Origin of the sequence: Prevotella sp. PTAC, from assembly GCF_013166535.1 — a bacterium.
Classification (GTDB): Bacteria; Bacteroidota; Bacteroidia; order Bacteroidales; family Bacteroidaceae; genus Prevotella.
In genome coordinates this window covers 27,669-38,137 of record NZ_JABKKK010000009.1, presented here as the reverse complement: position 1 = coordinate 38,137, position 10,469 = coordinate 27,669, and the positions used below count along the sequence as shown (strand labels likewise).

The following is a 10,469-nucleotide window of genomic DNA, read 5'->3' as shown; positions in this document are numbered from 1 at the left end:
AAATCATGAACACAAATATATCAATGTTCCCAACAAACCATTTATCGTGATTGAATATCCTTATTCAATATTTTCGTAAACTTCTCTGCACCAATGTCTGACAAATGATCACAATCATGAAAATCATCGGCCACGAAACGTGAATCTTTCAGATAATCAAAGTATGGCAGATTATATTCCTGTTGTAACCTATGGATTAATTCGTACATCTTTGCCAACTGCTTTTCATCGAGATTATCATAGTACGTGCTCCAACAGGGAGTGGTTATCAATATCATCCTTACATTACGATTCTTACAAAATTCTGCCATCTCCTTCATTCGCTCATAATTCGCTTCTATAAATTCAAAGCTGTCTGCCGTGTGCCTTTTCACGGCAGATACGGCATCCGTACCCTTATTCCACGCTTCCATGTTTTTACCATGCGAACCAAAATGTGTCCCAAAACCGTATTTATCACAACTTATACCATCTTCTTTCCGGAAATACCTTACTAACTTTTTACTCGCACTTCTAATGTCCGACACTTCCAAATTATACAAAGACCAGTCAGGATAAAGACTGCAATCCATATAAATCTTGTAATATCGGCAGCGGTATTTCTCCGCACCATATTCCATTCCGTTAATAAACCACGACATATACGAAACAGGAACTATAACAGTTTTCAATCTTTTGTACCTGTCTGCCCAATATTTCAACAAGGCCAAATCCTGCTTAAAGTCTTGGGCTACATTGGCAAGAGAAAAAGCATTGCCTTCTAAAAACTCCGGACGTATGCCATTGTACGTATGACTTGGACCCAGTACCAGTACCTCAACGTCTTCCGCGTTATCCTGCATCCACTCATATTTATACTTATATGTATTCGGTACTTGACGCAAAATGAATTCCACCGAAATTGCCATAACAACAATTAACAAGACAAATAACGCACAATATTTCAGAAACTTCTTCATAATGACTTAAAATTGAAAATAGATAAATGTTTGGCTCGCCCCGGCATATTTGGCTATCACATATATGCAAATATAATATACCGTCCAACGCACAAAACGATAATTGAAAGGACGCATATTGGAAAACTGTAAAACATGACGCTTATCACGCTGAAACCATTCGACAAGAATGATAATGAGGCCAAAACGTAAAAACTTCATACCGCAAAGCATTGACGAGTCGAAGAACTGATTTGTAAACATCGCCGACAAATATCCCACTGCCTGTCCAATGGTTTCCGCACGGAAAAGAACCCATCCGATAACAACCAGAAAAAACGTCAATAACATTTGCAAAGCCACTTTGGCTCCGGAAATAAAACGGCCGCAAGCGATGGCACTGTCATACTTCGTATTGACACCAGGCAGATTATAAACAACAAGCAACACGGCATGGTATAATCCCCAACAAACGAATGTCCAATCAGCTCCGTGCCATAATCCGCTTATGACCCAGACAATAAATATATTACGAACTATTCTCCACTTTTCACATCTACTCCCGCCTAACGGAAAATATATGTAATCGCGAAACCATGTGGTAAGCGATATATGCCAGCGCCGCCAAAACTCAGGGATACTACGTGAGAAATACGGAAAATCGAAATTGCGTGTCAGATTAAATCCGAACAATCTTGCACAACCTATGGCTATATCCGAATATCCCGAGAAATCACAGTAAATCTGCAACGTGAACAACACGCCAAGTATAAAAAGTGTCAATCCAGGCAATTCGGCATACTGGCCCCAACAAGCATTAACCTCAGCCGCACAGTTATCGGCTATGACAAGCTTTTTCAAAAAGCCCCAAAGCATCTGCCTGCACCCGTCTACCGCCTTGTCATATTCAAACATGCGCGGCCGTTGGAATTGTGGCAACAGATTGGTCGCCCTTTCTATCGGGCCTGCCACCAACTGCGGGAAGAAACTTATATAGGCAAAAAACTCCACCGGATCATGCGTGGCAGGCATTTTCTTCCTATATACGTCTATTGAATAACTAAGTGCCTGAAACGTATAGAAACTGATACCTACAGGCAAAATGACATTTATCGTGACCCAATCAAAATGCCAACCCAACGCATCCGACAGCTCTTCGATGTTTTCCATGAAGAAATTGTAGTACTTAAACACTACAAGCACTCCGACATTAAACACCATATTGGCCGCATTCACCGTCCGCTGCCACTGTCGCCGACCCTCGTAACGCTCAATCAACAGGCCGCTGACATAACTGCAAACGGAAGTAAATGCAATCAAAAACACCAGCTTCCAGTTCCACCAGCCATAAAAGACATAACTTGCAATGACGACAAGCATATTCTGCCAGCGCCGCTCTTTGGCCACAAACCAATAGAGATAAAAAACTATCGGCAAAAATACTATAAAATCAAAAGAATTAAAAAGCATACGTTCATTCTGCATTCAATATGTCGCCCTTAGAATACCCGAACAGGACGTAATAAGTATTGATATCGCAGCCACATAAAAAAAGCGGGGTATCCTACCTCTGCTTGTCCGAACTATTAGGCCGTAGGAAACCTCACAAATGAAACAAACAGAACCGATACCCACGCCATTGGTATATATAATACGCCCCTAATGGTGTGCATGATGACTATGATTAGCCACCGGCACACCAACGGAGTGGTATGATATACCTACCCGTAGTATCCGCCTCTGCAATGTCTTTTATTTGTGTTATTGAGTTTCCTACGTTCAATAGTTCCAAAACACAGCGTCAGCAAACACTTTTCTATAATGTAGCACTTCTACCATTGCCTTACCCTGTACTCTCATCCGATACGGAATGAAGCGGCAAAAGCGGATGCAAAGGTATTAATTTATTTTTGAAACATCCTCATAATAATATAAAAAAAACATGACAGTAAAACGATATCACGAATACGCATATAGCCCGAGAACCGATATAAAGCCCCAAACATAAATATACAGGGATAAATCTTTAAAACATATTTTCGTACTATTATACTATTTTCCGTACAAATATCCATCATGCAAATCCCCGCTTTCAGCTATTTTTGCACTAAACAATATCCATGTGCCTATGAAACGTATGTTTGGCAAAAAACAGCGTCGTGCATCTCCGCATCATGCATGGCCGCAATGCCCGTAAATGAAAACATCATAATATATAGATTTCAGATACCACAATATTTGATCGGATATACCGATTGTCAATGAAACGAACCAGGGGGCTCGTCCTGATGAAATAAATACCTTCCACCCGTAAATAACAAATCACCCAAAAGCAATGAAAAGAATTCTAACTACTTTCCTCACTGCCTTATCGCTCACAAGCAGCCTTACGGCACAGGCTCAGTACCAAGATGTGAAAGCAAAGAAAGCCGAGACAAACAGGCCGTTATCCGAGTTTGCGGAACACCGGAAAACACTGTTGGATTTCGATTGGAAATTCATGCTCGTCACGGCAGAGAACAAAAATACGGACTTCGCCTCGCCGGCACTTGACGACAGCTCATGGCGTACGCTCGACCTGCCGCACGACTTTCAGTTCGAGCAGCCGTGGAGCAAAGATGCCGGCGGAGCGCGTGGCTTCAAGCCTATGTGCGACGGATGGTACCGCAAGACTTTCCGTGCCGACGCTTCATGGAAAGGCATGAGAGTGACACTCGACATCGGCGGAATAATATATCTGGGAGACGTATATCTGAACGGACATAAGATTGCATCGACCGATTACGGATATGTAGGACTTGAAGCCGACCTCACTCCCCACTTACGTTTCGACAGCGACAACGTGATTGCCGTTTACGCATCGACAGGCCCGAAAAAAGGCTCACGGTGGTATACGGGTGGAGGTCTTTTCCGTGATGTGTTCCTCAAAGTATCCAACCCGACACACATAGCCCGCCACGGGGTGTTCATCACCACACCGGAAGTGAGCCGCGAGCATGCCACCGTCGGCATACAGGTAGAGGTTGACGGATGGCAGAAACACAATGTGAGAATACTCGCGAGGGTGAAAGACAATGACGGGCGCACGCTCGGCACCGTGGAAAGCGGCATGCCTGAGCATACCCACCAGTCGTGCACGGAAGTGAAAATGCCCATCGTGGAACTGCCCGCCCCCAAACTATGGTCTCCCGACACGCCTTATTTATACGATGCCGAAATCATCGTCTACTCAAACGGCATCGCCGTTGACAGCGTTCACGAGTCATTCGGCATACGCAAGCTTGATTTTTCACCGGAATTCGGTTTCAAACTCAACGGAGAAAAATTTTTCCTTAAAGGAAATTCCGGTCACCACGATCTCGGAGCGCTCGGAGCGGCGAGCCACGACAAGGCCATCGAGCGGATGATGATGAGGCTTAAAGAATTCGGATACAACACCATCCGTTGCTCCCACAACCCATACAGCGAGAATTTCGTGCGGATAGCCGACCGTGTAGGACTCATCATTGTCGACGAGCTGATAGACAAATGGAGCGACCGCGACTACTGGGGCGGACGGCAACCGTTCACCGATATATGGCACAAACTGATACCCGAGTGGGTGAAGCGGGACCGCAACAGGCCGAGCGTGATACTGTGGAGTCTCGGAAACGAACTTCAAATACGCGAGGGATGGGCGGGCTTTGCAGGCATGAACGACTGGGGAGTGACCACATACCGCATATTCGACCAAATGGTGAAGAGGTTCGACAACACCCGACCGACCACCGTAGGCATGTTTCCCGCCCGCGCCGGAGCGATAACGAGAAAAGACAAAGACTTCAACGACTATCTCGTGCCGCCGGAACTGAGCTGCGTCACCGAGATAGCGTCGTTCAACTACCAGTCTGACAAATACGCCGATTATCTCAAATACAAGCCCGACATGATAATCTTCCAAAGCGAGGCCGAGACTTCAAAAATGCTTGAGCCCTACTACAACATGAATCATGAACGTAACGTCGGAATATGTTACTGGGGGGCTGCCGAATACTGGGGAGAATCCAACGGATGGCCGAAAAAGGGATGGAACTACTCTTTCTTCGGGCACACCATGCGCCCGTATCCGCAAGCCTACCTCATACGCTCGGCTTTCATGCCCGACGAGCCGTTGGTACGCATCGGAGTGATAGACAGCAAAGGCGGAGAGAGCGTAAGCTGGAACGATGTCATAGTAGGACGCCCGTCTATCCTCGATCACTGGAACTTTGAAAATGGCAGCACGCAGAACATAGTCACATATACCAACGCACACACTGTGGAACTGATTGTCAACGGGAAAAGCATCGGGACAAAAACCAACAACGGGACACGAAAAGACCAGCGCAACTCCATCCTGTGGCAAGACGTGAGCTACGGAGAGGGTGGAACGATTGAAGCCGTGGCACGGGATGAGGCAGGAAAGACCGTAGCACGCCATAAGATGGAGACCGCCGGAGAAGCCGTGGCACTGCGGATAGAACCTGAGTCCGACACATGGAAAGCCGACGGCATGGACTTGCTATATCTCAACATCACGGCCGTAGACAGGAAAGGACGCACTGTCCCCGGCTTCAACGAGCCGCTGACAATAGAAACGGAAGGGGCGGCCACCCTGCTTGCCATCGACAACGGCGACCATTACACCGACGACCTGTTCCTCGACGTGAACACAAAGCCTATGCTCCAAGGACGCATGCAGGCCATAATGCGCAGCAAAACGGCAGACGGCCGCGTGATTGTGAAAGCAAAAGCGGGAAGCCTGAAACAAATCTACAAAACAAAGACAAGCGCGCAATAAAATACCGCAAAATGCATGTTAGACAAAAATATTTAGTAAATCTGTATAAGAAATATACCTACCTGAAATCAAAAGAGTTAGAAGAATTACCTCGTTTTGGGGTAATGAGTTGGTAACCGTTCCAATTGCCGTAGTCTGCATCGCTTTGCTTGTTCGGGTAACTCTTACAGATGCAAAAGTACGAAAAATATTCCGACTGGAATAATCATTCCCAATATTCTTTCAGCTGATTGGCATCCACTCTTATGCCGTTTGAGGCTTAAAGCAAATTGCAAACAAGGAAGCCACGGTAAAAGCAACTCTTATCCATAACAAATGAATGCATTGCATTTCCTCAGAGGTTTAGGTTGTCATGCGGGAAGCTATGTGTCAGTCGGTTAAAACCTTCAGCATGAATATACTGGTTGCCGTATGCCCGGAATCTCCGAGTTGACCATCCAACAGCTGAAATCCCCGTTCCTTATACATATCAATGGCTTTACCAAACGAAGGGAATGTTTCTATATACAGGCTGGTATAGCCCGCTCCCTTTGCACGGCGGACAATCAAATCAAGAATCATGCCTCCCAATCCTTTTCCTCGGACAGCAGGCGATAAATAATACTTGACTATTTCAGCACACTTGCCGGGCAAGCCTTTGGTGGGATAGAAGCCACAGCCTCCTTGAATCTCTCCGCCGTAATCAATCACCCAATATTCTGCATTTACATTTTCAACCGACTGACTGATGCAGTCCGTGACAGGGTCATCATACACCGTGCCTGTATGCGACACACCAAATTCATCAATAACACATCGTATCAGACGAGCCATTTGAGCATTATCCGTTTCCTTGATTGGACGGATGATAAAACCATCTTTTGTCTCCATATTGTTATCAGTTTATTTCCTATTCCTACAAAGATTCTCTTTGTTTTCGGGCAATGAATCTGTAGCCATTCCATTTACCGTGGTCTGCATTACTATATTCAGGCTGAATATTTGACATCCACACTTATGCTGTTTTAGAGTTGAAGCAATTAACAAGCAAGGAGGCTACGGTAAAAGCGATTCCTACTCCTGCCACACCCGTCCATCCACAATGTTGCCAAAACAGACCTGAAACGAATGTTCCGGCAGAACCGCCCAAGAAGTAAATGGTCATATAAACGGTATTGACCCGGTTGATGGCGGATGCGTCAAGAGCGACCACGCTGGTTTGGTTGGACAAGTGGATGCATTGCATTCCTGCATCAATTAAAAGAATGGCGATTATCATCCACAAGTAGCTGTCATTTCCCCAAAATGCCAACAACCATGCAGCCAAGATAACGCATCCTCCGACGATGGAGAAGAATCTTGCGCCGTATTTTTGGATATATCCGCTAATGAATACAACCGTAGATGCACCTGCCAATCCGCACAAACCGAGTGCTCCGATAATATCGTCACTCGCGAAGAAAGGCTCTTGCTTCATTCGGAAAGCAAGGCAACTCCACAAAGCGAAGAACGAGCCATAAGCCAATGCCGCTCTCAACGAAGCGATACGCAGGTACGGGTATTGGAAGAGCAGGCGCAACAAAGATTTCATCAGCCCTGCATAGCTTTCTTGAGAACGGGCAGACAGCACGGGCAGCATCTTGTGAATCATCAGAAAACATCCGAGCATAAACACGCAAGCCACGAAATAGACGGAACGCCATCCCCACACATCAGCAAGAAAGCCACTGAACACCCGCGAGCCGAGAATGCCTATGAGCAAGCAGGATTGTATAATGCCCACATTGCGCACCTTGTGTGCAGGTGCCGAATGGAAAGACACTAACGGGATGAAGAACTGTGGCATGACCGAAGATGCTCCGGCAAGCAAGGATGCGCCCCACACCCAATAGATGTTCGGGGCAAGGGCTATGGCAAGCAATGCGCACGATGAAACGATATAATTGGTCAATATCAGTTTCTTTCGTGAAACTAAGTCACCAAGCGGGATGACAAATACAAGCCCGGCCACATAGCCTATTTGGGTCAATGTCGCCACCATACTGGCGGAAAAGTCATTGACCGCGAAATCCTTTGCCATGCTGCCCAACAAAGGTTGGTTGTAGTAGCAGTTGGCAACGGAAAGCCCCGTAGCGACTGCCATCAGAGCCAACAGAGGGGTCGGAATGCCTTGGTTCTCCCTCAATTCATACTTCATCTGGTGCCTCCTTTCAATATGACACGACTTTCAACCCTATCAACGACGCGATGAGCGTGAACAGGAAGAAAAGCCGGATGGGAGTGGCAGGCTCCTTGAATACGAATATTCCAATCAAGACCGTGCCTACAGCCCCGATGCCCGTCCAAATGGCGTATGCCGTTCCTAAAGGCAAAGTCTGCACAGCTTTGGCAAGCAAAGCCATACTCAACACGGTAGATGCCAAGAAACCGCTCCCCCACAAATAAAATTCAAGTCCTGATGCCGCTTTCGTTTTACCCAAGCAGAATGTGAGGCTCACTTCAAACAATCCTGCCAACAATAAGATAATCCAATTCATACCTATGAAATATTAAATTCGGGTACAAAAGTAAACAAGTAATTCCTAACCGCTTTTTGCATTTGGTAAAAACAGATTTTTCATTTGACAAAAAAATAGCTGTTTATTCTCGTTTCCGTGTCTATTTTATAATTTTGCATACCGAAAACGGCAATGGATTATGGATATAAAGGAAATCATCAACCAAAGATATGCCATGCCGGACGCATCTTTGGACAGGTTGCGGCAATGCCTGACGGAAGTTTCCTATCCCAAAGGCTTCCGTGTGTTGGAAAGCGGCAAGGTGGAGAAAAACATCTTTTTCATCAAGCAAGGCATTGTCCGTGCCTATACTTCGGTGGACGGGAAGGAAATCACTTTTTGGGTCGGCAAGGAAGGGGCAACCCTTGTTTCTATGAAAGGCTATGTCAATGATGAGCCGGGTTATGAAACGATGGAACTGATGGAAGATTCAGTTTTGTATGTATTGGAAAGGAAAAAGCTGAAAGTGCTGTTTTCGGAAGACTTGCACATTGCCAATTGGGGGCGGCGCTATGCGGAGATGGAGCTGCTTGCCACTGAAGAACGGCTGATTTCCATGTTGTCCGCCATCGCCTCTGAACGTTATAAGGAGTTGTTGGAGAAAGAACCTGATTTGTTACAGCGATTGCCGTTGGGAAGCATCGCCACCTATTTAGGTATCACGCAAGCGAGTCTGAGCAGGATTAGAGCACAAATAAAGTGACGTTTCAACCAACCAACGGGAGGGTAGCAAGCGGTTTTGGGCAGACCAAAACACAAACTTGCTACCCTCCCGTTGGCTTTGTTTACAATCCCAAGCCTTTGTCTTTTCTCTGCGGTGTAACCGTCTTGCGAATGGATGAAAACAGCCTGTCGAACTGCTCCTTGAACCACTCGCCAATCAGTTGTCCATTAATGGCAAGTACAAGTTTCGATTTGTCTGTCGGGTCTTTCACCACTTGGAAGCCAGCCCTTTCGGTTGTAAACCTCCGTCTGTGTTCCTCCAAGTAGAGTTCGCCCTCGTAAAACAGCGGCTTGCCGCTGATGAGCGTGGCGGTCTGTCTTTCGGTGAAGCCGACTTTGAGGCAGAACTTCTCCATGTACACCAACTCTTGGAACAGCGGAAACCATTTTTTGGCTTTTCGGATAATGGATTTCAGGAATGACACTTCCTTTTGGTGTTCCGCTTCCTTGTCCGCCATCTCCCTGCGGTGCTGGGCTTGCAGTTCTATAAGCTGGCGGCTGTGTTCCTCCTGCTGCCGCTGCATTTGCTGTTGCAGCAACTCGATGCTCTCATCACGAGCGGCAACCTCGCCTTGCAGGGTGCGGTTGTCGGCTTCAAGCTCTTTCAATTTGCCACTTCCCAAAAGAGAACCGACCTTTGCCACGAGTGCCGCTTTCGCCTCTGTCTTGGCGGCTTCCAGCTTCTCCGATTTGATTTCTTTCCGTACTTCGTCAAGCTGCCATTCCGCCTGCCGCTGCTCGGTCTGTAACTGCCGCACGTTGGCTTCAAGTTCTCCCGTCTGCCGTTTCAGGTCACGGTAGTATTGGGCGGTGGTCGTGTGCCGTGCCTCCGAACCACGGATGCCACGCTGCAAGCCGTATTTCGCCATTGCTGCGGCGTAGCTGTCATGGTAGGCGACAAGCCTTTCACGGGTCAAGAGGTCATCGGCACACAGGCGCACGGCGTTGGCTTTCTTGCGGTAGGTGCGTTTGCCCTCTGTCTGCTTCCGCTTAGCTTTCCTGCGCTCGCCCGTCACTATCGGTACGACCGTTGCGTGGATGTGCGGCGTGTGTTCGTCCATGTGCAGCACCGCCGATACGGTGTTCTCCCTGCCGAACGTGCGGTGCAGCCATTGCAGGTTGTCATAGCACCATTCGCCAAGCCTGCCCTCGTCCTGCATTCTCGCCATATCCTCGTGCGTACCCGAAAGCACGATGCGGATTGCCCGTACTTGGTCAGGCGTTATCTTCCTCTTGATGCCAGCCGTGCGGATGCGGTGGCTTATCGCTCCGGTGCGGTCTGACACGCCGTCGGGGAACTCCACCAGCTCACGGTTGAGGTGGGTGCGTGTCAGGTCTGCGTTCTTGGGCGTGGTCTTGCGTTCGATGTGGTCGGATGCGCCCGTGTCAGCCGACCCTTTCGCCTTGTTGATTTGGATGCTGATATATCCCATGTTCGTTTCTTGTTTTTGA

Annotated in this window: 8 protein-coding genes; 2 read left to right on the top strand and 6 right to left on the bottom strand. The window is 47.3% G+C overall.

The genetic code is table 11. The annotated features are described in order from the left end of the window. Positions 1-41 precede the first annotated feature (41 nt). Entirely contained in the window at positions 42-959 is a 918-nt protein-coding gene (locus HPS53_RS08265) for a DUF1574 family protein (RefSeq protein WP_172205581.1), read from the bottom strand. Positions 960-965: 6 nt separating this feature from the next. Further along, positions 966-2,408 carry an MBOAT family protein gene (locus HPS53_RS08260; protein WP_172205688.1) on the bottom strand — a complete coding sequence of 481 codons (1,443 nt, stop codon included), beginning with the start codon at positions 2,406-2,408 and terminating at the stop codon, positions 966-968. A gap of 865 nt (positions 2,409-3,273) precedes the next feature. On the opposite strand from HPS53_RS08260, the gene HPS53_RS08255 reads away from it, so the two are divergent. Beyond that, the gene (locus HPS53_RS08255) at positions 3,274-5,757 is read left to right on the top strand and encodes a glycoside hydrolase family 2 TIM barrel-domain containing protein (protein ID WP_172205579.1); all 2,484 of its coding nucleotides are present in this window, start codon (positions 3,274-3,276) and stop codon (positions 5,755-5,757) included. Between the two features lie 369 nt (positions 5,758-6,126). Here the strand turns inward: HPS53_RS08255 and HPS53_RS08250 are convergent, their stop codons facing one another. The 3 genes from HPS53_RS08250 to HPS53_RS08240 form a co-directional block, all read right to left on the bottom strand. Continuing rightward, complete coding sequence (locus tag HPS53_RS08250; protein WP_121735407.1) at positions 6,127-6,627, bottom strand: GNAT family N-acetyltransferase; 501 nt, start codon at positions 6,625-6,627, stop codon at positions 6,127-6,129. A 124-nt stretch (positions 6,628-6,751) separates the two neighbouring features. Beyond that, positions 6,752-7,933, bottom strand: a complete 1,182-nt coding sequence (locus tag HPS53_RS08245; RefSeq protein WP_121735408.1) for an MFS transporter — start codon at positions 7,931-7,933, stop codon at positions 6,752-6,754. Positions 7,934-7,946: 13 nt separating this feature from the next. Next, positions 7,947-8,273, bottom strand: a complete 327-nt coding sequence (locus HPS53_RS08240) for a multidrug efflux SMR transporter (RefSeq protein WP_057329034.1) — start codon at positions 8,271-8,273, stop codon at positions 7,947-7,949. Positions 8,274-8,433: 160 nt separating this feature from the next. Here HPS53_RS08240 and HPS53_RS08235 point away from each other — a divergent pair, with 160 nt between their 5' ends. Continuing rightward, on the top strand, positions 8,434-8,997 hold the full coding sequence (locus HPS53_RS08235) for a Crp/Fnr family transcriptional regulator (protein WP_057329035.1): 564 nt from the start codon (positions 8,434-8,436) through the stop codon (positions 8,995-8,997). An 82-nt stretch (positions 8,998-9,079) separates the two neighbouring features. Here the strand turns inward: HPS53_RS08235 and mobV are convergent, their stop codons facing one another. Then, a complete protein-coding gene (gene mobV / locus HPS53_RS08230; RefSeq protein WP_172205577.1) occupies positions 9,080-10,450 on the bottom strand; it encodes a MobV family relaxase in 1,371 nt (456 codons plus the stop codon). Between the last annotated feature and the right edge of the window lie 19 nt (positions 10,451-10,469).